Genomic DNA, 24,220 nt, shown 5'->3' on the forward strand with positions numbered 1-24,220 from the left:
GCCCTCCCTGGGCCGAGGACCCCCTCTGCGACCTGTCCCCCGGAGCCCCTTGCGATATGAAACGGGGCTGTCTCTGGAGGGCGGCGGCGCTGACGTGCGGCTTACTGGCCGTCCTGGAGGCGGTAGGCGGCGAGGTCGCCGTCGTTGTCCATCACGTAGAGCTGCTTGCCATCGCTGAGCGGGGTCAGGCTGATGCCGTCGCCGAGCTCGGTGCGGCCGACCAGCTTGCCGCTTTCGGCGTCGAGCAGGTGCACGTAGCCGGCGTAGTCGCCCACGGCCAGGCGGCCGTCGATGAAGGCCGGCGCGGTCAGGCTGCGGCCCTCGAGAGCGTCGCTTTCCCACATTACCCGCCCGGAACGGGCGTCGAGGGCCAGCACGTGGCTGTCCTCGTTGACCGTGAACAGGAAGTCGCCGATCAGCAGCGGGCTCAGGTAGCTGGAGGCGTCATGCTCCCAGAGGATCTTGCCGGTGGTGGCCTGCAGGGCCAGCAGGCGGCCGTTGTAGCTGGTGACGTAGAGCCGGCCGTCGGAGGTGAGCAGCGGCTGACCGTCGAGGTCCACCAGGCGGTCCACCTCGGTGCGGCCCTTGGGAACGGCGACACGCATGTCCCACAGCGGCTGGCCGCTGCGGTTGTCGAGCGTCACCAGGCGGCCGTTGGCAAAGCCGGCGAAGCTGACCTGGTTGATCACCCGCGGCGTGCCGGTGCCGCGCAGGGTCAGCGCCGGCTGACTGCTGGTGTAGACCCACTGTTCCTTGCCGGTGGCGCGGTCGAGCGCGGTCACCGCACCGTCGACGCTCTGCACCACCAGCAGGTCGCGGTTGGCCTGCGGCGCGGCGAGTACTTCGCTGGATACCCGCGAGCGCCAGACGACACTGCCGTCGGCCTGGTCGAGAGCCAGCACCTCGCCGTTGCGGGTGCCCAGGTAGATGCGATCGGCGACGGCGGTGAGGCCGCTGGAGACCGGCGTGTCGAGGGTCACTTGCCACTGCGTCTTGCCGGAGGCGGTGTCGATGGCCCGCAGCAGGCCCGACTGGTCGGCGGCGAACAGCCGGTCCTGGTCGATGGCCGGGGTGATCGGGTAGCGGGCTATGCCCAGCCCGTCACCGATCGACTGGTCCCACTGCATCTGCAGGTCGGCCTGGCGGTCGATGTCGGTCAGTGGCTTGGGCGGGTACTCGGGCTCGACGTTCCCCGAGCAGCCCGCCAGCAGCGAGAGCAGCAGGGCCGGGGCGAGCAGCTGGACGAGTTTCATAGCGTGGCATCCTCCGCGCCGAGATTGTCGAGCTTGAGCTGGGCGCCGAATACCGGCTGACCCTGCTCGCGGGACAGGTCGAGCGCCTTCCGGTAGGCGGTGCGTGCCTCATCGTTGCGATCCATGGCCACCAGGGCGTCGCCCCGGGTCATGGCCTGCGAGGCACCCAGCGTGTCGGGGACGCCGGCGTCGAGGGTATCGAGCGCGGCCTGCGGGTGGCCGTCGGCGACCTGGATGCGGGCCAGACGCAGGCGGGCCAGCCCCTTCAGGTAGGCATCGTCGCTGGTGTCGATCACGTTCGACAGGGCCTGCCGGGCGCCGGCGAGGTCGCCGTCGGCGACTTCCAGGCGCGCCTGGATCAGCGCGGCCAGGTCGGCGTAGAGCGTGCCGCCGTGCTCGTTGCGCAGCGTGCCGATCAGTTCGTCGGCGCGCGCGATGGTCTTGTCGTCTAGGGTGTCCTGGCCAGCCAGCCCCAGCAGTTCCTGGTAGCTTGCCGAGGCGGCAGCGGCCTGGTTGTGCTGATAGCGTTCCCAGGCCTTCCAGCCGACGACCGCGGCCACCGCGACGGCCACGCCGAGAATCAGCGACTTGCCGTTGTCCTTCCACCAGCGCTTGATGGCGTCCAGCTGTTCTTCTTCGCTTCTAAGCTCGGCCACCGATGGCCCCTCCTATGCCGTGAGGTCCCGTGCCGGGGGCTCGGGACTTTATTTCAGTCTCAGTCGAGTCGCTCGCCCAGACGGTCGATTGCCGTCGCCTGGTCCAGGGTTTCCTGCTCGCGCTCCTCGCGCAGGTACTTGATGGTCAACTGCCCCTGCTCGAGTTCGTCCTCGCCGAGGATCAGCGCCAGCCGTGCGCCGCTGCGATCGGCCTTCTTGATCTGGCTCTTGAAGCCGCCGCCGCCGCAGTGCACCTGCAGGGAAAGACCGGGCAGGGCATCGCGAAGCTGTTCACCGAGCAGCAGGGCCTCGCGCTCGGCGCGTTCGCCCATCGCCAGCAGGTAGGCATCGGGGCCGCGCTGGCTTTCGGCGGGGATCAGCTCGAGGGTCTCGAGCAGCAGGATCAGGCGCTCCACACCCAGGGCGAAGCCCACCGCGGGGGTCGGCTTGCCGCCGAGCTGCTCGACCAGGCCGTCGTAGCGGCCGCCGGCGCACACCGTGCCCTGGCTGCCCAGCGCCGTGGTGGTCCACTCGAACACGGTGCGGCTGTAGTAGTCCAGCCCGCGGACCAGACGCGGGTTGATGCGGTAGGCGATGCCGGCCGCGTCGAGCCGTGCCTTGAGCGCTTCGAAGTGCTCGCGGGAGGCCTCGTCGAGATGGTCGAGCAGCTGCGGCGCGTCGGCGAGCATCTCGGCCATGTCGGGGTTCTTGGAGTCGAGGATGCGCAGCGGGTTGCTGGACAGCCGACGCCGCGAGTCCTCGTCGAGCAGCTCGTGATGGCGCTCGAAGTAGGCCACCAGAGTGTCGCGGTAGGCAGTGCGCGCCTCGGGCGAGCCCAGCGAGTTGAGCTCGAGGGTCACGTGGGCGTCGAGCCCCAGCTGCTTCCACAGCCGCGCCGAGAGCAGGATGACTTCGGCGTCGATGTCCGGCCCGTCGAGGCCATAGGCTTCGATGCCCACCTGGTGGAACTGCCGGTAGCGGCCCTTCTGCGGGCGCTCGTGGCGGAACATGGGGCCCTGGTACCACAGCCGCTGGGTCTGGTTGTGCAGCAGGCCGTGCTCCATCGCCGCGCGCACGCAGGCCGCGGTGCCTTCGGGGCGCAGGGTGAGGCTGTCGCCGTTGCGGTCGTCGAAGGTGTACATCTCCTTCTCGACGATGTCGGTGACTTCGCCGATGGAGCGCTTGAACAGCGCGGTCTGCTCGACGATGGGCGTGCGGATCTCGCGATAGCCGTAACGTCGCATCAGCGTGCGGACCTGGTCCTCGAAGTACTGCCACAGCGGGGACTGGTCCGGCAGCAGGTCATTCATGCCACGGATGGCCTGGATCTTCTTGCTCAACGAAACGAATCTCCTGAAGCAATTCAGCCCTCGCGGGCGATGGTGTTCTGCTCGGCCTGTTCCTTCTCGCGCACCTTGTCGCGGATCAGCCGTTCCAGATCATCGACCAGATGGTCGTTGCGCAGCTTGGAGGCCGGCTTGCCGTCGATATAGACGAGGTTGGCGGGGCTGCCGCCGGTCAGGCCGATGTCGCTTTCCTTGGCTTCGCCCGGGCCGTTGACCACACAGCCGATCACCGAGACGTCGAGCGGCGTCATGACGTCGTCGAGGCGCTCCTCGAGGGCGTTCATGGTGCCGATCACGTCGAAGTTCTGGCGCGAGCAGCTGGGGCAGGCGACGAAGTTGATGCCCTTGGCGCGCAGGCGCAGGCTCTTGAGCATGTCGTAGCCGACCTTGACCTCCTCGACCGGATCGGCGGCCAGCGACACGCGGATGGTGTCGCCGATGCCGTCCATCAGCAGCATGCCCAGCCCGATCGACGACTTGACGGTGCCCGAGCGCAGGCCGCCGGCCTCGGTGATTCCCAGGTGCAGCGGCTGCTCGATGCGTGCGGCCAGGTCGCGATAGGCGGCGACCGCCATGAACACGTCGGAGGCCTTGACGCTGACCTTGAAGTCGGGGAAGTCGAGGCGCTCCAGGTGGTCGATGTGGCGCATGGCGGACTCGACCAGCGCCTCGGGCGTGGGCTCGCCGTATTTCTTCTGCAGGTCCTTTTCCAGTGACCCGGCGTTGACGCCGATGCGGATGGGGATGCCCCGCTCGCGGGCGGCGTCCACCACGGCGCGCACCCGGTCCTCGCGGCCGATGTTGCCGGGGTTGATGCGCAGGCAGTCGACGCCGAGTTCGGCGACACGCAGGGCGATCTTGTAGTCGAAGTGGATGTCGGCGACCAGTGGCACCGGCGAGCCGGCCTTGATGCGGCCGAACGCCTCGGCGGCGTCCATGGTCGGCACCGAGACGCGCACGATATCGGCGCCGGCCTGAGCGAGGCGCTGAATCTGGGCGAGCGTGGCCTCGACGTCGAGCGTGTCGGTGTTGGTCATGCTCTGTACGGAGATAGGCGCACCGCCGCCCACCGGCACGGAGCCGACATGAATCTGGCGCGACTGGCGCCGCTTGATCGGGGATTGCGCGTGCATCGCGGAGTCCTCTCCCAGTTATTCGCCCAGGGTGAATCGGGCGACATTGTTGCCGCCGGTGTGGGCGCCGAGGTCGACGGCCTTGCCGCGCCAGGTCAGCTCGACGCCGCTGGCGTTGCCGATGGTCATCCGGAACGGCGGCTGGCCCTCGACCGTGGTCTGACTACCGGCGGGCTGCAGACCGACCAGGATGCGCTGGTCGTTGGCATCGTAGATCTCGGTCCATGACTGTTCGTTGAAGGTGAAGGCCAGGCGCCGGGTGTTGTCGGCGGCCGGCGTATTGTCTTCGGCGGTGGCCGTCGTGTCGGCTGTGGCGCTCGCGGCCTCCGGAGCGTCGGTGGTCGTCGCTGTGTCGCTGTCGGCAGGCGCAGCGTCGGTGGCCGCGGTATCCGAGGACGTACCGGCTGTTTCCGGCGTGCCGGTCTTGTCCGCCGTGGTGGCCGCGGTGGTGTCGCCGGTCGTTGCGGCGTCGTCCGCGGCCGGCTGGGTGCCACCGGAAGCCGGTGCATCGGCGGCCTTCGCCTGACTGTCGGCGGGCAGCGGCGGCAACTCGGTGGCGCCGTCCGCTGTTGCACCGTCCGCGGCGTCGCTGTCGGCTTCGGCCGGCTCACCGCTCAGGGCCGTCGCGGCGGCCTCGTCGCCGCCTCCCAGGCCCAGCAGGTCGTTGCCGTTGCGGCTCTGCCACCACAGCAGCGACAGGCCGATCAGGCCGACGATCACCAGCAGGGTGAACAGTTTGAAGACCCAGGCGCCGAGGCGCGACGGCGGGCGGGAGGCATGCACCGGGGTGATCTTGCGCTCGATGTCGCTGCGGGTGTCGCCGTGCTGGCGATTGTAGGCGCCTACCACGTCGGCCTCGTCGATGCCCATCAGGCGCGCATAGGCCCGCAGGTAGCCGCGCCGATAGGCGGCGACGGGAATCTCGTCGTAGCGATCGGCCTCCAGGCCGCTGACCACGGCGGGGCGCAGGTTGAGCTGGGCGGCCACTTCGTCGATGGAGAGGCCCTGATTCTCGCGTTCGCGGCGCAGCACTTGGCCCGGCGATTCCGATGCCGTGCCGACGGCGGGGTCAAGACTGGCTTCCTGTCGCTGTTGTGTTTCGCTCATGACTGAGCCGTCCTCTCGATTGGGGTCAGGGGTCGCGCCGGGAGGCGTTGAGCTGGCGTGAATAGAAAGCGGCGGTGGCGGCGTCCCCGCGAGCGCTGGCGATCTGCTCGGCCAGTCGCAGGCTCTCCGGGGTGGTGCCGGCCAGCCGGATGAAGCGTTGCAGCGCCTCCCAGGCGCGGGTGTCCTCGCCCTGGTCGTGCAGGGCGCCGGCGAGTGCCAGGTAACTGGGTGCGTAACGCGGGTCGATCGTCTGGGCCTTGTTCAGGCTCTGCAGGGCGGCGTCGGCCCGGCCGAGCCGGCGCTGGCAGCGTCCCAGGTTGGTGAACAGCTGGGCCCGGTTGTCGTAGTGGATATCCTGCGTGGCGCGTTCGAGCTGGTCGCAGGCCGCGGCGGTTTCACCCCGGGCGTAGAGAAAGGCCGCATAGTTGTTGCGCCCCCGGGTGAAATCGGGTGCCACATCCAGGGCGCGCTTGAAGAAGCGGCGGGCGAGCTCGGGCTCGCCCTGGCGCTGGTAGAGCAGGGCACTGGCCTGCAGGGCGTCGGGGTCGTCGGGAGCGATCGACAGGGCCTTGTCCAGCTTGCGACGGGCCCGGGGCAGATTGCCCTTCTGCATGTACTCGAGCCCCATCGTCACATTGAGCTCGGCCGCCTGGCTCGGGTCGGCCCCGCTCTGCAGCCCGGCCGGTGCGGACGTGGCGCAGCCGGACAGCCAGAGCATGCCGCACAGTGCGGCACCCAGCAGGGGGACGAAGGACGAGCGTTGGCGACGAATCATGCACTCCTCTCGACAGTGGCGGGCCCGGCTCGCGATGGCCCTCGTCGAATCAATGGTATAGGGGATGACGATACTGGGCCGACCCGCCATGAAAAGGCGTACTCATAAAAGCGCCGTGACCGGTTGAAGTCAAGGACGCCACCGGGTCAGTCGGCATCCAGCTGGATCGACTGGATGTAGCGTTCGTGACGGCGCGTGCGGTCCTTGACCCGGCCGACCAGCTGGCCGCAGGCGGCATCGATGTCGTCACCGCGGGTGCTGCGAATCGGGGCCGTGTAGCCGAGCTCGTAGAGCCACTGCTGGAAGCGCATGGTCTGGTTGCGCGAGGGCTTCTCGTAGCCCGAGTGCGGGAACGGGTTGAACGGGATCAGGTTGATCTTGCACGGCAGCTCGTCGAGCAGCGCGGCGAGCTGGTCGGCGTGCTCGCGCTGGTCGTTGACGTCCTTGATCAGCGTGTACTCGATGGTGATCAGGCGCGTGTCGTCACACTTGGCCAGGTAGCGCTGGCAGGCGTCGAGCAGGGTGCGGATGTCGTACTTGCGATTGAGCGGCACCAGCTCGTTGCGCAACTCGTCGTTGGCGGCGTGCAGCGAGATCGCCAGGCTCACGTCGATCTCGTCGCCGAGCTTGTCGATCATCGGCACCACGCCGGAGGTCGACAGCGTCACGCGGCGCTTGGAGAGGCCGTAGCCGTTGTCGTCGAGCATCAGCTTCATCGCCGGCACGACGTTGTCGTAGTTGAGCAGCGGCTCGCCCATGCCCATCATCACCACGTTGGTGACCGGGCGGTTGGCGGTGTCGCGGCGCGGGCCGACGCTGCGCTGGGCGACCCACACCTGGCCGATGATCTCGGCGGCGGTGAGGTTGCGCTGGAAGCCCTGCTTGCCGGTGGAACAGAAGCTGCAGTCCAGCGAGCAGCCCACCTGGGAGGAAACACAGAGCGTGCGGCGATTGCCGTTCTCGGACGGAATCAGCACGGTCTCGACGTAGCTGCCGTCCTCGACCTCGAGCACCCACTTGCGCGTCCCGTCGCTCGACGTGCCTTCGTAGACCACGCCGGGGCCGCGGATCTCGGCCACCTCGGCCAGGCGCGCACGCAGGGCCTTGGAGAGGTTGGTCATGGCCTCGAAATCGTCGCAGCCCTCGTGGTGAATCCACTTCATCACCTGGCTGGCGCGAAACTTCTTCTCGCCGATCGAGATGAAGAAGGCTTCCATCTGCTCGCGGGACAGACCGAGCAGGTTGGTCAGGGGGGTATGGGTGGTGGCGGTCATGATGGTCAACCGATGGTCGGAGGGCTGTCAGGCACGGCCCGGCGTGGCGGGCGGGAGCCGTGCGGCTCCCGCTCAGGGTTCAGCGCGGGCAGATTTCGTCGGCGCTGAAGAAGAAGGCCACTTCGCGCTCGGCGGATTCCGGCGAGTCGGAACCGTGCACGGCGTTGGCGTCGATGGACTGGGCATAGTCGGCGCGGATGGTGCCCGGTGCGGCTTCCTGCGGGTTGGTGGCACCCATCAGGTCACGGTTCTTGGCGATGGCGTCCTCGCCCTCGAGCACCTGGACGACGACCGGGCCGGAGGTCATGAAACCGACCAGTTCGCCGAAGAAGCCGCGCTCCTTGTGCTCGGCGTAGAAGCCTTCGGCCTGCTCCTTGGACAGGTGCAGCATCTTGGCGGCAACGACCTTGAGGCCGGCCTTTTCGAAGCGGCTGATGATCTCGCCGATGACGTTCTTGGAAACGGCGTCGGGCTTGATGATGGACAGCGTGCGCTGAGTTGCCATGCAGGGTTCTCCGTGAAATCGAGTGCTTGGATACGGCTGCGCGCCGCTGTCGTGGCGGCGCGCAGGGTCGCGGTTCGGCCGCGGCAGGCGGCCGGGCGGAAAAGCGCCTGATTATAGCGGCTCGGGCGGGGTCTTGACACCCCGCAGGCCGCGCGTGCTCACACGCTGAAGCTCTCGCCGCAGCCGCACTGGTCCTTGACGTTGGGGTTGTTGAAGCGAAAGTAGCGATTGAGCCCTTCGTTGACGTAGTCGACTTCACTGCCGTCGAGCATCTCCAGGGCGTCGGGGGCCACGTAGACCGTGGCGCCGTGGGCCTCGAAGGGCACGTCGTCGTCGATCGCCTGATCGGCGAAGTCCAGCACGTAGCTGTAGCCGGAGCAACCGCTGGGCTTGACGCTCACGCGCAGCCCCAGGCCGTGGCCGCGCTCGCCGAGCACGTGGCGGATCTGGTCGGCGGCGGCGGGGGTGATCGAAAGGTTCGCCATGGAAACTCCTCCTGACTGCGAATCGGCGGCCGAGTCGGCGTCAACCGCGCAAGGTGGTAATGGCATGACGGATATCGGCGATGGCCGCATCGATCTCCGCCTCGGTGGTGAAACGCCCGAAACTGAAGCGCAGCGCCGTCAGGGCGCGCGACCGGGGCACACCGATGCCCTGCAGGACATAGGATGGCTCGACGCTTGCCGAATTGCAGGCCGAGCCGGTGGATACCGCGATGCCGCGCAGGGCCATGAGCAGCGATTCGCCATCGACGCCGTCGAAGGACAGATTGACGATATTGGGCACGGCCACGGTGACATCGGTGTTGCGGTGCACGCCCTCGAGATCGTCGAGCCCGGCGAGGAAGCGCTCGGCCAGCGCGGCGATGCGGGTCTGGTCGGCCTCGCCCTCGCTCTCGGCGAGCACGAAGGCCTCGCCCATGCCGGCGATCTGGTGGGTGGGCAGGGTGCCGGAGCGCATGCCGCGCTCGTGACCGCCGCCGTGGATCAGCGCCTCGAGGCGGATGTCCGGACTGCGTTTGACGTAGAGAGCGCCGACTCCCTTGGGGCCGTAGACCTTGTGGCCGGACAGCGACATCAGGTCGATGCCCAGCTCGACGACGTCCAGCGGAATCCGGCCCACCGCCTGGGCGGCGTCGACATGGAAGACCGCGTCGCGGGCATGCACCACCGCCGACAGCGCGGCAAGGTCGTTGATGCTGCCGAGCTCGTTGTTGACCGCCATCAGCGACACCAGCACGGTGTCGTCGCGCATCGCCGCGGCCAGTCGGGCGGGGGCGATGCGGCCGTCATGGCCGGGCTCGAGCCAGGTGACCTCGAAGCCCTCGGCCTCCAGGGCGCGGGCGGTATCGATGATCGCCTTGTGCTCGATGGTGGAGGTCACCAGGTGCATGCCCCGGGCGCGGTTGGCGCGCATGAAACCGATCAGCGCCAGGTTGTCGGCCTCGGTGGCGCCGGAGGTCCAGACGATCTCGCGCGGGTCGGCGCCGATCAGGTCGGCGACCTGGCGGCGGGCGCCTTCCACGACCTGCTCGGCCTGCCAGCCGGGCATGTGGCTGCGCGAGGCCGGGTTGGCGAAGATCCCGTCCAGGGTCAGATGGCGCGCCATGACCTCGGCGACGCGAGGGTCGACCGGCGTGGTGGCAGCGTAGTCCAGGTAGATCGGTGCGTTCATGGCTCTCTGCGTGACGGCGAGGCCGGCGGGCTGCGGCCGGTCCTCAGGGTGACGAGGTGACGATGGTGTTGTCGGTGGTGCTGCTGCGCTGACGTTCGGCGATGCCGCGCACCTCGTTGCGCCGCACCAGGTCGCCCAGGCTGATGCCGTCGAGGAAGCCGTGAATCTCCTGCGACAGCTCGCACCACAGGTGATGCGTCAGGCAGGTATGGCCCTGCTGGCAGTCCGACAGCCCCTGGCAGCGGGTGGCGTCCACCGACTCGTCGACGGCGTCGATCACCCGCGCGACCGACAGCGTGTCCGGGGCGGCGGCCAGCAGGTAGCCGCCGCCCGGCCCGCGCACGCTCTTGACCAGCCGGGCGCGGCGCAGGCGGGCGAACAGCTGCTCGAGGTAGGACAGCGAGATCGCCTGGCGCTGCGAGATGTCGGCGAGGCTGATCGGCCCCTGGTCGCCGTGCAGGGCGAGATCGAGCATCGCGGTGACGGCGTAACGTCCTTTGGTGGTCAGGCGCATAAGCGAGTCGGGTCGGGCATCGGTCGCAGGGCCGCGCTGCGCCGGAGCGGGCTGAAGCGCGCGGCCGCCGGTGGAATCATCGCTCCATTATGAGAAAACCCAGTAAAGCGGTCAACAATAGCGCCGCCCGCCCCGGAGGTATACGCCGCGATGCGGCTCAGTCCTCGTTGCCGCCGTCACGCCGGGTGTCCTGGCGTTCGGCTCGCCGTTCGGCTTGCCGTTCGGTGCGGGGGTCGGGGCCGCAGCAGCTGTCGACATCGGCGAGGATCTCGGCGAAGTCCTCGTCGCGCAGCTCGGGCAGGCGGCCTTCGAGGTAGCCGGTGTCGAGCTTCCTGAGTGTGGTGCACATGCGCTCGATGCGCTGGTCCACGGCGTGCATGTGGTCGAGCATCGCCTGCATGGAACGGGCCACGGGGTCGGGCATGTCCTGGCTCACGCCGTAGGCGTCGAAGCCGAACTTCTGGCGGATCGCCTCGCGGCGCTCGGGATCGAAGGTCGGGACCTCCTCGGTGTCGGGCTCGGCGCGCTTGACGATCTTGCCGGGAATGCCCACCACCGTGGCGCCGTCCGGCACCTCCTTGGTGATCACCGCGTTGGAGCCGATCTTGGCGCCGGCGCCGACCCGGAACGGGCCCAGGATCTTGGCGCCGGCGCCGACGATCACGCCGTCGCCCAGGGTCGGGTGGCGCTTGCCCTTGTTCCAGCTGGTGCCGCCCAGGGTGACGCCCTGATAGAGCGTCACGTCGTCGCCGACCTCGGCGGTCTCGCCGATCACCACGCCCATGCCGTGGTCGATGAAGAAGCGCCGGCCGATGGTCGCCCCGGGGTGGATCTCGATGCCGGTCAGCCAGCGCGCCAGGGTCGAGATGGTGCGTGCCAGCCACTTGAAGTTGTGCCGCCACAGCCGATGGCTCAGGCGATGGGCGAGCAGGGCGTGAAGCCCCGGGTAGTTGGTCAGGACCTCGAGAAAGTTGCGCGCCGCGGGGTCGCGGTCGAACACGCTGTTGATGTCTTCACGCAGACGACCAAACATGAAGCCTTCCTTGTTGGGCTGTCGGTCGGCGCACGGGCCGGCCGCGAACGGGTTGGTGACTCATTATTGGGGCGCCCGGCGCCCCCTGCAAGGCGCCGCTCAGCGCTGGCCGATGCGTTTCTCGACGGCGCTGAGGATGCCGCGCAGGATGCTGACCTCCTGGGTGTCCGGCCGGGCGCGCAGGTAGAGGCGGCGCAGCCGGGCCATCAGCTGGCGGGGGCGCTGCGGATCGTGGAAGCCGGTGTCGACCAGCACCCGCTCGAGATGCGCGAAGTAGCGCTCGAGATCGTCGTGGCTGGCTGGCGGGTGATCCCAGTCGATGCCGAACGGGGCGGCCTCGCTGCCGGCCTCGGTGGGCTCGGCGGCGGCCAGCCAGGCCAGGCGGCACTCGTAGGCCACCACCTGCACGGCGGCGGCGAGGTTCAGCGAGCTGAAGTCAGGGTCGGTGGGGATGTGCACATGATGGTGGCAGTGCTGCAGCTCGGCATTGGTCAGCCCGCTGTCCTCGCGGCCGAACACCAGCGCCACCCGGCCTTGCGGGTCGGCCAGTTCGGCGGGCAATGATTCGCCCAGCGCCCGGGGCGTGATCATCGGCCAGGGCAGGGTGCGCGAGCGGGCGCTGGCACCCACCACCAGGGTGGCGTCGGCCACTGCGGCATCCAGCGTCTCGTGACGGCTAGCGCCGATCAGCAGGGCATCGGCCCCCGAGGCGCGGGCGATCGAGTCGCTGGTCTGGATCTCGCAGCGCGGCGCGACCAGCGCCAGGTCGCCGAGTCCCATGTTCTTCATCGCCCGGCACACGGCACCGATGTTGCCGGGGTGGCTGGTGCCGATCAGCACGATGCGCAGCTGGTCGAGGGAAAAGGCGGGTTGAGGCATGGCAAGACAACGTCGCGGCAATGAAAAGGGGCGCCAGTCTACCATGTCAGCCGCCGGGCCGGGACGCATCGCGATTCCCTCGCGGAGCCGGGTCTGCTAGCATGCGCGACGTTCTTTAACAGTTACCGACCCTCAAGGCCCGATCATGCATCCGATGGTCCAGTTCGCGCTGCGTGCCGCACGCAGCGCCGCCGAGCAATTCGTCCGTATCCGCGAGCGCATCGATGTCGCCCGCGATGACCACGGTCTCGACCGCCTCCTGGAAGATACCGCCCGCAACGCCGAAACGCTGATTGTCCGTCAACTGTCCCGCGGCTATCCGCAGCACGGGATCGCCGGCCGCTACACGCCGCACCGCGACGGAGAAGGCGAGGGTCGGGACACGGTCTGGAAGATCGAACCCTTCCATGGCTACACCAATCTCGGCGTCGGCAGTGTGCAGTTCGCCCTCTCGCTGGTGTGTCTCGTCAAGGGGCGCCCCGAACACGCCGTGGTGATCTGCCCGTTCAGTGACGACGAATACCTGGTCAGCCGCGGCCGCGGTGCGCAGCACAACGGCAAGCGCATCCGCGTCGGCAAGACCCACGGCATCGACGGTATGCGCCTGGCGATGGGGCTGCCGGAAACCTGGCTGCGCCCGCGTCATCTGCCTACCTACCAGACCCTGATCCAGCAGCTCGCCCCGCGGATCGAGTCGCTGACCGCCTCGGGCTGTGCGCTGCTCGACATGGCCGATGTCGCTGCCGGTCGTGCCGACGCCGTGTTCGTGCTGGGCCTCGAGGAGCAGGACAGCCTGGTCGGTACGCTGCTGCTCAAGGAGGCCGGCGCACTGATCGGCGGTCCGGACGGCTCGCCCGGCGTGGCGCCGGAAGCCAACCTGATGGCCGCCGGGCCGCGTCTCTACAAGGCGCTGGTCCAGGGCCTCAAGCCGCACATGTAAGTCCGCTATCCTGAGAAAAGCCCCGGCTCGCGTCCTGCGAGCCGGGGCTTTTTCATGTCGGCATGGCCGTGCGGAGGGGCCTCCCCGAAACGACGACACCCCGCCGAGGCGGGGTGTCGCGCTGACGTCGCCGAACGGATCAGGGCAGTTCGTCGCCCTCGGCGTTTTCCTTCTTCGCCGGGATCAGGTCCTCGCGCTGGAGCTTGACGGCGATCAGCAGCGCCGAGGCGACATACACCGAGGAGTAGGTCCCCACGCCGACGCCGACGATCAGCGCCAGGGCGAAGTTGTGGATCATGTCGCCGCCGAGCAGCAGCAGGGCCAGCAGCACCAGCAGGGTGGTGCCGGAGGTGGCCAGCGTGCGCGACAGGGTCTGGTTGATCGCCTCGTTGAAGATCGTCGGCATGTGGTCGGTGCGCGACTTGCGGATGTTCTCGCGGATGCGGTCGTAGACGATGATGGTGTCGTTGAGCGAGTAACCGATCACCGCCAGCACCGCCGCCAGCACGGTGAGATCGAAGTCGAGCTGGAACAGCGAGAACACGCCGAGCACGATGATCACGTCGTGAACCAGCGCCAGCAGCGCCCCCAGCGAGAACTTGTACTGGAAGCGCAGGGCGACATAGAGCATCACCACGCCGAGCGCCACCAGCATGCCCAGGCCGCTCTGGTCGCGCAGCTGACCGCCGACCTGGGCGCCGACGAATTCGGCGCGGATCAGGTCGACGCTGGCGCCACCCTGACGCAGCACGTCCGTCACCTGGGCGCCGACGTTGGGGTCGAAGGCCTGCTGCAGACGTACCAGCACATCGGTGGGCGCGCCGAAGGTCTGCACCGAGACGTTGGTGAAGCCGGCGCCTTCCAGGGTCTGACGCACGGCCTCCAAGGCCGGCGCGGCGGCATAGCGCACCTCGACGAGGGTGCCGCCGGTGAAGTCCAGCCCCAGGTTGAGCTGCTGGAACAGCAGCGAGACGATCGACACCAGCAGCATCGCCCCCGAGACGAAAAACGCGAGGCGGCGCTTGCCCATGAAGTCGAGCCGGCGATTGATGAAAGCGTTCATGGCCACCTCTTAGATCCAGAGTTTCTTCACCGGCTTGCCGCCGATGGTGAGATTGACGACCGCGCGCGACACCATGATCGCGGTGAACATCGAGGTCAGGATCCCCAGCGACAGCGTCACGGCAAAGCCCTTGACCGGGCCGGTGCCGATCGAGAACAGGATCACGGCCACCAGCAGGGTGGTGATGTTGCCATCGAAGATCGAGGTGAAGGCCCGCTCGTAGCCGGCGTGGATCGCCTGCTGGATCGGCATCTTCGCGCGCAGTTCCTCGCGGATGCGCTCGTAGATCAGCACGTTGGCGTCCACCGCCATGCCCAGCGTCAGCACGATACCGGCGATACCCGGCAGGGTCAGGGTCGCGCCGAGCAGCGACAGGGCGGCGACCAGCAGCACCAGGTTGATGCCCAGCGCGAGGTTGGCGATCAGGCCGAAGGCGCGGTAGCGGATCAGCATGAAGGCCACGACCAGCAGCATGCCGATCTCCACCGAGTGGATGCCGCGCTCGATGTTCTTGGCGCCCAGGCTCGGCCCGATGGTGCGTTCGGCGACGAAGTAGATCGGTGCGGCCAGCGAGCCGGAACGCAGCAGCAGGGCGAGCTCCTTGGCCTCGGTGGGCGAGTCCAGCCCGGTGATGCGGAAGCGGTTGCCCAGCGCGCTCTGGATGGTGGCCAGGCTGATGATGCCGCGCTCGGTGTAGTTGTCGCGCTTCTCGACCGCCTTGCCGTTCTCCATCACCGTGCGGGTGCGGGTCTTGTTGTCGATGTAGACCACCGCCATCGACCGGCCGATGTTGGAACGGGTGGCCCGGTTCATCAGCGTGCCGCCGGTGCCGTCGAGGTTGATGTTGACCTGCGGACGGCCGTTCTGGTCGAACCCGACGCTGGCGCTGGAGACGTTCTCGCCGGTGATGATCACGTCACGCATCAGCCGGGCAGTGCGCTGCTGGTCGTTGCGGAACGGCAGCGTCTCGGTCTGCGAGTCGGGGGTGTCGGGACGGGCGGCGAGGCGGAACTCCAGGTTGGCGGTGGCACCCACCACGCGTTTGGCGGCGGCGGTATCCTGCACGCCGGGCAGTTCGACGACGATACGGTTGGGGCCCTGGCGCTGCACCAGCGGCTCGGCCACGCCCAGTTCGTTGACGCGGTTGCGCAGCGTGGTGAGGTTCTGTTCCACCGCGTAGTCCTGGATCTCCTGAACCTTCTTCGGCGTCAGGGTCATCGCCAGGGTGGCGCCGCGTTCGGCGTCCTGGTCGGCGTACTGGAAGTCGGGGAACTGACGGCTGATGACGTCGCGGGCCTTGCTGCGATCCTCGGCGCTGGCGAAGGTGAAGGACAGCGTCCGGCCATTGATCTGCGTATCCCGGTAGCGGATGCGCTCGTTACGGAGAGCCTCGCGGATCGCGCTGGCGTTGACCTGCAGGCGCTGTTCGATGGCGGCGTCCATGTCGACCTCGAGGGCGAAGTGCACGCCGCCGCGCAGGTCGAGGCCCAGGTTCATCGGCGAGGCGCCGAGGCTCTCGAGCCAGGCGGGGGTCGACTCGGCCAGGTTGAGTGCCACCGTGTAGTCGTCGTTGACCTGACCGGCGACGATCTGGCGGGCCTTGAGCTGGTCATCGCCGCTGGCGAGGCGAATCAGGGCGCCGTTGGGCTGGCTGTCGATGCGCTCGATGGGGATATCGGCCTTGCCGAGCGCGCTGCGGATGCGCTCGAGCTGGCCGTCGTCCAGGGTGGCATCGCCACGGGCACTGCTGATCTGAACGGCGGGGTCCTCGGGGTAAAGGTTGGGTAGCGCGTAGATCAACCCGACGACGATCACGAACAGTATCAGCAGATACTTCCACAGGGGATAACGGTTGAGCATGGAAGCCCTGTCCTTGTTGCTGACGCGAAAAGAACGCTGCCGGCGTGAAGACCGGCAGCGAGAGGCGGGTTAGAGGGACTTCAGAGTGCCCTTGGGCAGCACCGCCGCGACGGCGTTCTTCTGCACGTTGACCTCGGTGCCTTCGGCGATTTCCATGGTGAGGAACTCTTCATGCACCTTGGTGACCCGGCCGACCAGGCCCCCGCCGATGACGATCTCGTCGCCGTTGGCCAGATTGCTGATCAGTTTCTTGTGCTCCTTGGCCCGCTTGGACTGGGGGCGCCACAGCAGGAAGTAGAAGATCAGCACGAAGCCGACCAGCAGAACGATCTGGGCGATGCCGCCGCCCGCAGCCGCACCACCGCCGCTCTGGGCGTGCGCCTGTGAGATGAAGAAATCCAGCATGGGTCAGTGTCTCCCGGAAGGTTGCGAAAAGGCTCTTGCCAAAGCGGGGCCGGGACGCGCGGGTCCCGGCCGGGAAAAGGGTTCCGCAGCGCGATTCAGCGCGGCGCGTCGGGAACCGGCAGGCCCCGGCGCGCGTAGAACGCGGCCACGAAGTCAGCCAATGTACCCGCTTCGATAGCACCGCGCAAACCGGCCATTACACGCTGGTAATAGCGCAGATTGTGGATGGTGTTGAGCATCGAGCCGAGCATTTCGCCGCAGCGATCCAGGTGGTGCAGGTAGCTGCGCGAGAAGTGCTGACAGGTGTAGCAGTCGCAGCCTTCCTCGAGTGGGCGCGTGTCGTGCCGGTGTTTGGCGTTGCGGATCTTCACCGTGCCTTCGGCGGTGAACAGATGGCCGTTGCGGCCATTGCGGGTGGGCATCACGCAGTCGAACATGTCGACGCCACGGCGCACGCCCTCGACCAGGTCTTCCGGCTTGCCCACGCCCATCAGGTAGCGCGGCTTGTCCGCCGGCATCCAGGTCGGCAGGTAGTCGAGCACCCGGATCATCTCTTCCTTGGGCTCGCCCACCGACAACCCGCCGATGGCCAGGCCGTCGAAGCCGATGTCGACCAGGCCCTTGAGCGAACGCTCGCGCAGCTCGGGGTACATGCCACCCTGGACGATGCCGAACAGCGCCGAGGGCGAGCTGCCGTGGGCCGCCCGCGAGCGTTCGGCCCAGCGCAGTGAACGTTCCATCGACAGCCGGGCTTCCGTCTCGGTGGCCGGGTAGGGGGTGCACTCGTCGAAGATCATCACGATGTCCGAGCCCAGCGAGCGCTGCACGGCCATCGATTCCTCGGGGCCCATGAACACCTTGGCGCCGTCCACCGGCGAGCGGAAGTGCACGCCCTCCTCGGTGATCTTGCGCATCGCCCCCAGCGAGAACACCTGGAAGCCGCCGGAGTCGGTGAGGATCGGCTTGTCCCACTGGGCGAAGTCGTGCAGGTCGCCATGGGCCTCGATCACCTCCATGCCGGGACGCAGCCACAGATGGAAGGTGTTGCCGAGGATGATCTCGGCGCCGATCTCCTTGACGCTCTGCGGGGTCATGCCCTTGACGGTGCCGTAGGTGCCCACCGGCATGAAGGCGGGGGTTTCCACCGTGCCGCGGGGGAAGGTCAGCCGACCGCGACGGGCGCGCCCGTCGCTGGCCAGGTGCTCGAAGTTCATGAAACAGTCGTTGCGCATGGGGCTCTCGAAAATGCTGGATGCCGCGAAGACGGTCGTCGCTCGAGGCGGTGTATCAGGGGGTCTTGCGGGTCAGGAACATGGCATCGCCATAACTGAAGAAACGATAGCGCTCGGCCACCGCCTCCCGGTAGGCGCGCAGGGTCAGGTCATGGCCGGCGAAGGCACTGACCAGCATCACCAGCGTCGACTCCGGCAGGTGAAAGTTGGTGACCAGGGCGTCGACGCAGCGCCAGCGATAGCCGGGGTAGATGAAGATGTCGGTCTCGCCGCGGTAGGGGGCGATTGTGCCGTCCTCGCGGCCGGCCGCGGCGGTCTCCAGGCATCGCACGCTGGTGGTGCCCACGGCGATCACCCGATTGCCGCGCGCCCGGGCGGCGTTGATCTGCTCGCAGACCCGCTCGTCGACCTCGAGCCATTCGCTGTGCATGTGGTGCTCGCGGATGTCGTCGACGCGCACCGGCTGGAAGGTGCCGGCGCCGACGTGCAGGGTGACGAAGGCGGTCTCGATACCGCGCTCGCGCATGGCGGCCAGCAGCGGCTCGTCGAAGTGCAGCCCGGCGGTGGGTGCGGCGACGGCGCCGTGACGGCGGGCGTAGACGGTCTGGTAGCGCTCCCGGTCGGACAGCTCGTCCTCGCGGGTGATATAGGGCGGCAGCGGCATGTGGCCGTGGCGCTCGAGAAGCTCGATCAGCGGAGTGTCGCCGAGAAAGCGCAGCTCGAAGAGGGCATCGCGGCGCCCCTCGACCACGGCATGGATGTCGCCCTCGAAGATCAGCTCGGTGCCGGGCTTCGGCGACTTGCTGGCGCGCAGGTGCGCCAGGCCGCGCTGCGCATCCAGCGGACGCTCGAGCAGCATTTCGACGCGCCCGCCGCTGGCCTTTTGGCCGTGCAGGCGTGCGGGAATGACGCGGGTGTCGTTGAACACCACCACATCGCCCGGTGCCAGCAGGGTCAGCAGGTCCGGAAAGTGATGGTGCGCGAGCGTCTGCGTCTCGGCATCGACGCACAGCAGGCGGCAGTCGCTGCGCTGCTCGCTGGGGTAACGGGCGATCAGATCCTCGGGGAGGTCGAAATGAAAGTCGGAACGCTGCATGGAAGCTCGCCACGAAGGCCGGGAATTGGGGATCACGGGGCGTCGCCGAAGCGGCGGCGCATGAATGAAACGGCGCAACATCATAGTCGAGACGCGCCGGGAAGTCAGTCCCGTTATTGACGCGGCGAGGAGGACCCGTATAATCCTGCCTCGCTGCCGGTGTGGCGGAATTGGTAGACGCAGCGGATTCAAAATCCGCCGCTAGCGATAGCGTGTCGGTTCGAGTCCGACCACCGGCACCATGAAATCAAGTGAGCCCTGATTGCCCCTCCTTTTTTTGCTTGTCACTTGATGCCCTCCTTTCTGTACCTGCTGTATTCCCGACCCTTGTCGTTGTTGCCCTGTATGCACGCTCTTCAAAAGCTTTCAGTCTGCCCTCTGGCGTGAAGGCGGGAAAACGCCGTTTCCTGGCACTACCGGTTGTGTGTCCGTCTTGTCTGCGAGGCGGGCAAGGGATTTTTTCGTTACCTATTGAATCTCAAACCCTTTTTGATAGGCGTTTACCGTAATTAACATCAATAAGCCTCGCCAATTCAGCGTATTGACAGGCCGAAAACCCGGCTAGAATCGGTACTGCTGCATCCCAGCATCCCTGTAATTTGACCGGCGCCCTCGGCGCCGGTTTTTTTATGGCTGCCGCAAGGCGGGTATGGCGATCCTCGTCTTTTGTCCAATTCCGCGCGGCTGACGCCGAAGCCGGGCAGGCAGTATGATCGATGATTCCATGAGTCGAGGAGACAATCATGCCGTTGACACTCTGGCTTTCCCTGGCGGCGGTCTGTGCCATGGGCGCGATGTCGCCGGGCCCCAGCCTGGCCATGGTCCTGCGTCACACCCTGGGCGGCGGGCGTACTCCGGGCGTCGTCGCGGGTATCAGTCACGCCCTGGGCGTGGGTCTGTACGCGCTGCTGACCGTCTGGGGGCTGGGGGCGGTGATCAGTCACGAGCCGGTGCTGTTCCGCATCATCACCTGGGGCGGCGCCGCCTATCTGGCGTGGCTGGGCATCAAGGCGCTGCAGGCCGGGCGGGGTGGCGCGCTGGAGGCGCAGGCGGCGGTCACCGATCCGTTGCAGGCGGCTCGCGACGGGGTGCTGGTCGCGCTCGGCAACCCCAAGCTGATCCTGTTCTTCGTGGCGCTGCTGAGCCAGTTCGTCAGCCCCGACATGAGCTGGACCGGCAAGGCGCTGATCGTGGCCACGGCCACGCTGATCGACGGCCTCTGGTATGTGCTGGTGGCGGTCGCGTTGTCGCACTCCTCGGTGCTGCCCTGGCTGCAGGCGCGCGCCCACTGGATCAATCGCCTGACCGGCGTGCTGTTGCTGGCGCTGGCGCTGCGCGTACTGATCGGCTGAAGTTCACGGCTCGATACGGGCCAAGATGGCGTCGAGCGGCGCATCGAGCGGCAGCACGCCGTAGGCCGCGCTGACCGCATCGCCGAGGCGGCTGCGACAGAAGGTCTCCGCCACCTCGTTGGGGGCGTGACGCAGCAGCAGCGAGGCCTGGATGCACTGGGCAAGACGCTGAGTCAGCCAGCGGGCATCGGCCTCGAGGGCCTCGGCGGGCCGGCTCAGGGCCGATGACAGGTTGGCCACGGCCCGGTCGTAGTCGCTGGACAGGCCGCGTGCCGCGGCGAGCTCGGCGTGCAGTACTTCCAGGCAGGCCGGGTGCCGATGCAGCGCCCGGAGCACGTCCAGACAGATCACGTTGCCCGAGCCTTCCCAGATCGAGTTGACCGGCGCCTCCCGATAGAGCCGTGCCAGCGGTGATTCCTCGACATAGCCGATGCCGCCCAGGCACTCCATGGCTTCGGCCATGAAGCCGGGAGCCCGCTTGTTGTGCCAGTACTTGCCCAGCGCTGGCAGCAGCCGGGCGAGCAGCCCCTCGCGCTCGTCGCCGGGGCTGTCGAAGGCACGGGCGGCACGCAGCACCAGCGCCAGGCCGGCTTCGGTTTCCAGCGCCAGGTCGGCGATCACCCGGCGCATCAGCGGCTGCTCGCCGAGCGGCTTGCCGAAGGCCTGACGCTGGCGCACATGGTCCCAGGCCTCGACGAGCGCCTGGCGCATCATGCCCACGGGCGCCGTGGCGGCGTCCAGCCGGGTCTGCTGGACCATTTCGAGAATGGTGGCGATGCCGCGGCCCGGCTCGCCGATCGGTTCGGCCCAGGCCTCGCGGTACTCGATCTCCGCCGAGGCGTTGGCGCGATTGCCGCACTTGTCCTTGAGGCGCTGGAGTTCGATGGCGTTGCGTTCGCCGTCGGGCGTGAAGCGCGGCACCAGAAAGCAGCCCAGCCCCGCCTCGGTGACGGCCAGGGTGAGGAAGGCGTCGGACATCGGCGCGCTGCAGAACCACTTGTGGCCGGTCAGGCGGTAACCGTCGTTTCCGGCCCGGGCACGGGTCGAGTTGGCACGCACATCGCTGCCGCCCTGCTTCTCGGTCATCGCCATGCCCAGGGTCGCGGCGGGCTTGTCCCGGGCGGGCACGGCGCGCTCGTCGTAGTCCCAGGCCAGCAGCCGGGCCTGCCATTCGTCGTGCACGCGAGGCGCCTGGCGCAGCGCCGGCATGGCGGCGTGGGTCATGGTCACCGGGCAGCAGAACCCGGGCTCGGCCTGGGTCAGCAGATAGAGCGCGGCGACGTGGGCCTGATGACCGCCGCGGCCTTCCTCTTCCCAGGCCACGGCGTGCCAGCCGTTGTCGAAGGCCAGGTGCATGAGCTGGTGATAGGCGGGGTGGTAGCGGACCTCGTCGAGACGCCGGCCGTAGCGGTCGAACAGCTGAAGCTCCGGGGGGTGACGGTTGGCTTCCTCGCCGAGGGCCTGGACCGCGCGGCTGCCCACGGCCACGCCCAGCGGATGCAGGCGGCGGGCGACCCAGTCGGGGGCCTCGCGGGCCAGGGTGTCCTGAAGCGGACGGTCGAGGGCGAACAGGTCGCGGTCGCCGGGGGGCGGGGGCTGGTTGTCCACCCGGTGCGTGGCGAGCTGGCGGCGCGGGGCGCGATCGGTCATGGCGGGACTCCACGGGCGCACGGGAAACGGCCGATGGACTGAGCATGGGCCGGGGCGGGCGCCGGGTCAATCGACGGTCCTCCCGGGCCCACGGCCATCCTGCCGTTCGATGCCGGTTCCTTGATGGCGCAGCGATGACAGGGGCGGGGCGATCGTGGCATCGTCTAGCGTTCAGCGACAGCAAAGACGTGGGCCATGCAGATCTACAGCCAGGATTGTCGTACCCAGAGTGGCGAGCCCTTCAATCTCCGGGCGCTGCGCGGGCAGGTGCTGCTGGTGGTCAATGTCGCCAGCCGTTGCGGCTTCACCCCGCAGCTCGCCGAACTCGAGCGTCTCTACCGGCGCTATCGCGACCAGGGCTTCACGGTGCTGGCCTTTCCCTGCAACCAGTTCGCGCGCCAGTCGCCGGAAACGGCACGGGCCTTCGGCGCCTTCTGCGAACGCGAGTACGGCGTCACCTTTCCGGTGATGGAGAAGGTCCGGGTCAACGGCCCGGGGGCGCACCCGCTGTTCGTGCTGCTGCGCCGCCAGGCGCCCGGGGTGCTGGGCAGCACCCCGATCAAGTGGAACTTCACCAAGTTCCTGGTCGGTCGCGACGGTCAGGTGATCCGCCGCTTCTCGCCCCGCGACCGGATGGCGCGCATCGTGCCGGATCTGGAGCGGGCCCTGGAGACGCCGTTCTCGGCGTGAGATCAGTCCGGCGGCGTCTGGCCGCGGGCCACCAGCAGGCGTTCGATCAGGGTGTTCCAGCGCGGGCGGGCGAGCATCGTCATCATCCCCGAGAACAGCGCCCAGAAGCCCTTGCGCCAGCCGAACAGGCGGCGATTGTGGGCCACCAGCCGGCGCAGCAGCTGATGATCGTCCAGGGTGTTGTCGCCGGCCACGGACATCTGCTGGCGGGTCAGCACCGGGGCCAGCTCCAGGCGAAAGATCCACTCCAGCTGCTCGAGCGTCAGGTCGTGACGCTCGATCACCGTGACCATGCGCGCGTATTCGGTCTCGCGGGGCTCGTGCTCGCGCCACAGCGGTGCCAGGGCCAGCCACAGCTCGCCGCGCTCGTCGACCAGGGTCTGGGCGTCCTTCACGCCATCCTCCTCGCGATGCGAAACGGAACGCCATTGTCGCACAGTGGCGGACGGCGGGGCAGGGCGGACAGGTCTCCGGCAAATCGCTAGAATAGCCGCATCAGTCGCTTCCCGATCCGGGGAGTGCCCCGCAAGCTCCAGCAAAGCCGAGGTCTGACGTGATCATCAAACCCAAGGTTCGCGGTTTCATCTGCACCACCACCCATCCCACCGGCTGCGCGATGAGCGTGCTCGAGCAGATCCAGGCGACCCGCCGGGCGATCGGCGCGCGCGGTGCCGGCGATGCCGGGCCGAAGAAGGTGCTGGTCATCGGCGCGTCCAGCGGTTACGGCCTGGCGGCGCGCATCACCGCGGCCTTCGGCTACGGCGCCAGCACCCTGGGCGTGTTCTTCGAGAAGCCCGGCACCGAGAAGAAGCCCGGTACCGCCGGCTGGTACAACGCCGCCGCCTTCGATCGCTACGCCAAGGAAGAGGGGCTCTACAGCCGTGCGATCAACGGCGATGCCTTCGCCCACGAGACCCGCGAGAAGGCCATCGAGATGATCAAGCAGGACCTCGGCGAGGTCGACCTGGTGATCTACTCGCTGGCCTCGCCGGTGCGCAAGCTGCCCGACAGCGGCGAGGTGAAGCGCTCCGCGCTCAAGCCGATCGGCGAGACCTACCGCGCCACCGCCATCGACACCAACAAGGACGCCATCATCGAGGCCGAGGTCGAACCGGCCACCCAGCAGGAAATCGACGACACCATCGCGGTGATGGGCGGCGAGGACTGGGAACTGTGGATCGACGCGCTCGACAAGGCCGGCGTGCTGGCCGACGGCGCGCGCAGCGTGGCCTTCAGCTACATCGGCACCGAGATCACCTGGCCGATCTACTGGCACGGCGCGCTGGGCAAGGCCAAGGAGGACCTCGATCGCGCCGCCGGCGAGATCGACAAGCGCCTGGCCGGGACGGGCGGTGGCGCCAACGTCGCGGTGCTCAAGTCGGTGGTCACCCAGGCCAGCGCGGCGATCCCGGTGATGCCGCTGTACATCGCCATGGTCTACAAGGTGATGAAGGAGCAGGGCCTGCACGAGGGCACCATCGACCAGCTCAACCGGCTGTTCCGCGACCGGCTCTACGCCGACGAGGCGCCTGCCACCGACGAGGCCGGGCGGCTGCGTCTCGACGACTGGGAGCTGCGCGACGACGTCCAGCAGGCCTGCAAGGACCTGTGGCCGACGGTGACCACCGACAACCTCTTCGAGATCACCGACTACGCCGGCTACAAGCACGAGTTCCTCAAGCTGTTCGGCTTCGAGCGCGATGACGTGGACTATGACGCCGACGTCGATCCGGTGGCCGACTTCGATGTCGTGCAGCCCTGAGCGCCGGCCGGCGAGACACGC

General features: G+C 68.1%; 24 protein-coding genes and 1 tRNA gene. 5 read left to right on the forward strand and 20 right to left on the reverse strand.

The annotated features are described in order from the left end of the window. Positions 1 to 101: 101 nt before the first annotated feature. The 13 genes from bamB to ACTCB7_RS14005 all read right to left on the reverse strand — a co-directional run bounded on the left by bamB (position 102) and on the right by ACTCB7_RS14005 (position 12,149). Complete coding sequence (bamB, locus tag ACTCB7_RS13945; protein WP_463007134.1) at positions 102 to 1,253, reverse strand: outer membrane protein assembly factor BamB; 1,152 nt, start codon at positions 1,251 to 1,253, stop codon at positions 102 to 104. After that, a complete protein-coding gene (locus ACTCB7_RS13950) occupies positions 1,250 to 1,909 on the reverse strand; it encodes a YfgM family protein (RefSeq protein WP_463007135.1) in 660 nt (219 codons plus the stop codon). Before ACTCB7_RS13950 ends, bamB begins: the two co-directional genes overlap by 4 nt. 59 nt (positions 1,910 to 1,968) lie before the next feature. Next, positions 1,969 to 3,249 carry a histidine--tRNA ligase gene (gene hisS, locus ACTCB7_RS13955; RefSeq protein WP_463007136.1) on the reverse strand — a complete coding sequence of 427 codons (1,281 nt, stop codon included), beginning with the start codon at positions 3,247 to 3,249 and terminating at the stop codon, positions 1,969 to 1,971. A gap of 23 nt (positions 3,250 to 3,272) precedes the next feature. Continuing rightward, on the reverse strand, positions 3,273 to 4,388 hold the full coding sequence (gene ispG / locus ACTCB7_RS13960; protein WP_463007137.1) for a flavodoxin-dependent (E)-4-hydroxy-3-methylbut-2-enyl-diphosphate synthase: 1,116 nt from the start codon (positions 4,386 to 4,388) through the stop codon (positions 3,273 to 3,275). An 18-nt stretch (positions 4,389 to 4,406) separates the two neighbouring features. Next, positions 4,407 to 5,495, reverse strand: a complete 1,089-nt coding sequence (locus ACTCB7_RS13965; protein WP_463007138.1) for a RodZ domain-containing protein — start codon at positions 5,493 to 5,495, stop codon at positions 4,407 to 4,409. 25 nt (positions 5,496 to 5,520) lie between these two features. Further along, the gene (pilW, locus tag ACTCB7_RS13970) at positions 5,521 to 6,270 is read right to left on the reverse strand and encodes a type IV pilus biogenesis/stability protein PilW (protein WP_463007139.1); all 750 of its coding nucleotides are present in this window, start codon (positions 6,268 to 6,270) and stop codon (positions 5,521 to 5,523) included. Positions 6,271 to 6,416: 146 nt separating this feature from the next. After that, the gene (gene rlmN, locus ACTCB7_RS13975; RefSeq protein WP_463007140.1) at positions 6,417 to 7,544 is read right to left on the reverse strand and encodes a dual-specificity RNA methyltransferase RlmN; all 1,128 of its coding nucleotides are present in this window, start codon (positions 7,542 to 7,544) and stop codon (positions 6,417 to 6,419) included. Between the two features lie 79 nt (positions 7,545 to 7,623). After that, on the reverse strand, positions 7,624 to 8,049 hold the full coding sequence (gene ndk / locus ACTCB7_RS13980; RefSeq protein WP_224415537.1) for a nucleoside-diphosphate kinase: 426 nt from the start codon (positions 8,047 to 8,049) through the stop codon (positions 7,624 to 7,626). Between the two features lie 158 nt (positions 8,050 to 8,207). Next, a complete protein-coding gene (locus tag ACTCB7_RS13985; RefSeq protein ID WP_463007141.1) occupies positions 8,208 to 8,534 on the reverse strand; it encodes a HesB/IscA family protein in 327 nt (108 codons plus the stop codon). Between the two features lie 40 nt (positions 8,535 to 8,574). Then, positions 8,575 to 9,723, reverse strand: a complete 1,149-nt coding sequence (locus ACTCB7_RS13990) for an aminotransferase class V-fold PLP-dependent enzyme (protein WP_463007142.1) — start codon at positions 9,721 to 9,723, stop codon at positions 8,575 to 8,577. 43 nt (positions 9,724 to 9,766) lie between these two features. Then, positions 9,767 to 10,237 carry a Fe-S cluster assembly transcriptional regulator IscR gene (gene iscR / locus ACTCB7_RS13995; protein ID WP_463007143.1) on the reverse strand — a complete coding sequence of 157 codons (471 nt, stop codon included), beginning with the start codon at positions 10,235 to 10,237 and terminating at the stop codon, positions 9,767 to 9,769. Positions 10,238 to 10,394: 157 nt separating this feature from the next. Next, a complete protein-coding gene (cysE, locus tag ACTCB7_RS14000) occupies positions 10,395 to 11,270 on the reverse strand; it encodes a serine O-acetyltransferase (protein ID WP_463007144.1) in 876 nt (291 codons plus the stop codon). Positions 11,271 to 11,369: 99 nt separating this feature from the next. Then, entirely contained in the window at positions 11,370 to 12,149 is a 780-nt protein-coding gene (locus tag ACTCB7_RS14005; RefSeq protein WP_463007145.1) for an RNA methyltransferase, read from the reverse strand. Between the two features lie 145 nt (positions 12,150 to 12,294). Between ACTCB7_RS14005 and ACTCB7_RS14010 the strand changes: the two genes are divergently transcribed. Further along, complete coding sequence (locus ACTCB7_RS14010; protein ID WP_463007146.1) at positions 12,295 to 13,089, forward strand: inositol monophosphatase family protein; 795 nt, start codon at positions 12,295 to 12,297, stop codon at positions 13,087 to 13,089. 139 nt (positions 13,090 to 13,228) lie between these two features. On the opposite strand, the gene secF is transcribed toward ACTCB7_RS14010, so the two are convergent. The 5 genes from secF to queA all read right to left on the reverse strand — a co-directional run bounded on the left by secF (position 13,229) and on the right by queA (position 18,745). Next, positions 13,229 to 14,152, reverse strand: coding sequence for a protein translocase subunit SecF (secF, locus tag ACTCB7_RS14015; RefSeq protein WP_463007147.1), 924 nt, complete (start codon positions 14,150 to 14,152; stop codon positions 13,229 to 13,231). A gap of 9 nt (positions 14,153 to 14,161) precedes the next feature. Continuing rightward, positions 14,162 to 16,012 carry a protein translocase subunit SecD gene (secD, locus tag ACTCB7_RS14020; RefSeq protein WP_463007148.1) on the reverse strand — a complete coding sequence of 617 codons (1,851 nt, stop codon included), beginning with the start codon at positions 16,010 to 16,012 and terminating at the stop codon, positions 14,162 to 14,164. 69 nt (positions 16,013 to 16,081) lie between these two features. After that, positions 16,082 to 16,417: a preprotein translocase subunit YajC gene (yajC, locus tag ACTCB7_RS14025; RefSeq protein WP_463007149.1), complete on the reverse strand. Its 336-nt coding sequence runs from the start codon at positions 16,415 to 16,417 to the stop codon at positions 16,082 to 16,084. 95 nt (positions 16,418 to 16,512) lie between these two features. Continuing rightward, positions 16,513 to 17,631 carry a tRNA guanosine(34) transglycosylase Tgt gene (gene tgt, locus ACTCB7_RS14030; RefSeq protein ID WP_463007211.1) on the reverse strand — a complete coding sequence of 373 codons (1,119 nt, stop codon included), beginning with the start codon at positions 17,629 to 17,631 and terminating at the stop codon, positions 16,513 to 16,515. A gap of 73 nt (positions 17,632 to 17,704) precedes the next feature. Further along, the gene (gene queA / locus ACTCB7_RS14035) at positions 17,705 to 18,745 is read right to left on the reverse strand and encodes a tRNA preQ1(34) S-adenosylmethionine ribosyltransferase-isomerase QueA (RefSeq protein ID WP_463007150.1); all 1,041 of its coding nucleotides are present in this window, start codon (positions 18,743 to 18,745) and stop codon (positions 17,705 to 17,707) included. A gap of 155 nt (positions 18,746 to 18,900) precedes the next feature. Here queA and ACTCB7_RS14040 point away from each other — a divergent pair. Together ACTCB7_RS14040 and ACTCB7_RS14045 are read left to right on the forward strand one after the other, a co-directional pair. Beyond that, positions 18,901 to 18,987: transfer RNA gene (locus ACTCB7_RS14040), tRNA-Leu, on the forward strand. Positions 18,988 to 19,488: 501 nt separating this feature from the next. After that, a complete protein-coding gene (locus ACTCB7_RS14045) occupies positions 19,489 to 20,097 on the forward strand; it encodes a LysE family translocator (RefSeq protein ID WP_463007151.1) in 609 nt (202 codons plus the stop codon). Between the two features lie 3 nt (positions 20,098 to 20,100). On the opposite strand, the gene ACTCB7_RS14050 is transcribed toward ACTCB7_RS14045, so the two are convergent. Continuing rightward, a complete protein-coding gene (locus ACTCB7_RS14050) occupies positions 20,101 to 21,747 on the reverse strand; it encodes an acyl-CoA dehydrogenase family protein (RefSeq protein WP_463007152.1) in 1,647 nt (548 codons plus the stop codon). Positions 21,748 to 21,942: 195 nt separating this feature from the next. On the opposite strand from ACTCB7_RS14050, the gene ACTCB7_RS14055 reads away from it, so the two are divergent. Then, entirely contained in the window at positions 21,943 to 22,437 is a 495-nt protein-coding gene (locus tag ACTCB7_RS14055; protein WP_463007153.1) for a glutathione peroxidase, read from the forward strand. Positions 22,438 to 22,439: 2 nt separating this feature from the next. On the opposite strand, the gene ACTCB7_RS14060 is transcribed toward ACTCB7_RS14055, so the two are convergent. Next, on the reverse strand, positions 22,440 to 22,832 hold the full coding sequence (locus ACTCB7_RS14060) for a DUF7079 family protein (protein WP_463007154.1): 393 nt from the start codon (positions 22,830 to 22,832) through the stop codon (positions 22,440 to 22,442). Positions 22,833 to 22,990: 158 nt separating this feature from the next. On the opposite strand from ACTCB7_RS14060, the gene fabV reads away from it, so the two are divergent. Next, positions 22,991 to 24,199, forward strand: a complete 1,209-nt coding sequence (fabV, locus tag ACTCB7_RS14065) for an enoyl-ACP reductase FabV (protein WP_463007155.1) — start codon at positions 22,991 to 22,993, stop codon at positions 24,197 to 24,199. Positions 24,200 to 24,220 lie beyond the last annotated feature (21 nt).

It is taken from the genome of Modicisalibacter sp. (genome assembly GCF_055145905.1).

Bases quoted from the DNA above. Each gene is read 5' to 3' on its own strand.
- bamB (WP_463007134.1), bottom strand. From the start codon at position 1,253: ATGAAACTCGTCCAGCTGCTCGCCCCGGCCCTGCTGCTCTCGCTGCTG.
- ispG (WP_463007137.1), bottom strand. From the start codon at position 4,388: ATGCACGCGCAATCCCCGATCAAGCGGCGCCAGTCGCGCCAGATTCAT.
- ACTCB7_RS13965 (WP_463007138.1), bottom strand. From the start codon at position 5,495: ATGAGCGAAACACAACAGCGACAGGAAGCCAGTCTTGACCCCGCCGTC.
- pilW (WP_463007139.1), bottom strand. From the start codon at position 6,270: ATGATTCGTCGCCAACGCTCGTCCTTCGTCCCCCTGCTGGGTGCCGCA.
- rlmN (WP_463007140.1), bottom strand. From the start codon at position 7,544: ATGACCGCCACCACCCATACCCCCCTGACCAACCTGCTCGGTCTGTCC.
- ndk (WP_224415537.1), bottom strand. From the start codon at position 8,049: ATGGCAACTCAGCGCACGCTGTCCATCATCAAGCCCGACGCCGTTTCC.
- ACTCB7_RS13985 (WP_463007141.1), bottom strand. From the start codon at position 8,534: ATGGCGAACCTTTCGATCACCCCCGCCGCCGCCGACCAGATCCGCCAC.
- ACTCB7_RS13990 (WP_463007142.1), bottom strand. From the start codon at position 9,723: ATGAACGCACCGATCTACCTGGACTACGCTGCCACCACGCCGGTCGAC.
- iscR (WP_463007143.1), bottom strand. From the start codon at position 10,237: ATGCGCCTGACCACCAAAGGACGTTACGCCGTCACCGCGATGCTCGAT.
- cysE (WP_463007144.1), bottom strand. From the start codon at position 11,270: ATGTTTGGTCGTCTGCGTGAAGACATCAACAGCGTGTTCGACCGCGAC.
- ACTCB7_RS14005 (WP_463007145.1), bottom strand. From the start codon at position 12,149: ATGCCTCAACCCGCCTTTTCCCTCGACCAGCTGCGCATCGTGCTGATC.
- ACTCB7_RS14010 (WP_463007146.1), top strand. From the start codon at position 12,295: ATGCATCCGATGGTCCAGTTCGCGCTGCGTGCCGCACGCAGCGCCGCC.
- secF (WP_463007147.1), bottom strand. From the start codon at position 14,152: ATGAACGCTTTCATCAATCGCCGGCTCGACTTCATGGGCAAGCGCCGC.
- secD (WP_463007148.1), bottom strand. From the start codon at position 16,012: ATGCTCAACCGTTATCCCCTGTGGAAGTATCTGCTGATACTGTTCGTG.
- yajC (WP_463007149.1), bottom strand. From the start codon at position 16,417: ATGCTGGATTTCTTCATCTCACAGGCGCACGCCCAGAGCGGCGGTGGT.
- tgt (WP_463007211.1), bottom strand. From the start codon at position 17,631: ATGAACTTCGAGCACCTGGCCAGCGACGGGCGCGCCCGTCGCGGTCGG.
- queA (WP_463007150.1), bottom strand. From the start codon at position 18,745: ATGCAGCGTTCCGACTTTCATTTCGACCTCCCCGAGGATCTGATCGCC.
- ACTCB7_RS14045 (WP_463007151.1), top strand. From the start codon at position 19,489: ATGCCGTTGACACTCTGGCTTTCCCTGGCGGCGGTCTGTGCCATGGGC.
- ACTCB7_RS14050 (WP_463007152.1), bottom strand. From the start codon at position 21,747: ATGACCGATCGCGCCCCGCGCCGCCAGCTCGCCACGCACCGGGTGGAC.
- ACTCB7_RS14055 (WP_463007153.1), top strand. From the start codon at position 21,943: ATGCAGATCTACAGCCAGGATTGTCGTACCCAGAGTGGCGAGCCCTTC.